General features: G+C 58.9%; 1 protein-coding gene. It reads right to left on the bottom strand.

All coding sequences use genetic code 11. The features are described 5' to 3' along the window. On the bottom strand, window positions 1-248 hold a 248-nt coding region (locus L981_RS32985), incomplete at both ends, for a hypothetical protein (RefSeq protein ID WP_043627243.1).

Below are 248 nucleotides of genomic sequence, written 5' to 3'. Positions count from 1 at the left end.
CCCGGATAGATCTCGACGCCGAGTTCTTCCGCCTTTGTCGCCAGCCAGCGACAGACGTTGCCAAGCGAGACGATGTAGTTGCCATGATTGTTCATCAACGGCGGCATCAAAAAGTTCGGCAGGCGGATCGAGCCGGCGGGTCCCAAAAACAGGAAGTGATCGTCCTTCACTTCGGTCTTGAACGGATGGTCGGCGTCCTTACGCCAGTCGGGCAGCAGCCTATCGATGCCGATCGGATCGACGACGGC

It is taken from the genome of Ensifer sp. ZNC0028 (genome assembly GCF_000799055.1).
In the GTDB taxonomy this organism is placed as follows: Bacteria; Pseudomonadota; Alphaproteobacteria; order Rhizobiales; family Rhizobiaceae; genus Ensifer.
The sequence above is the reverse complement of the archived record's forward strand: the minus strand, read 5'-3'. Positions and strand labels throughout refer to the sequence as shown.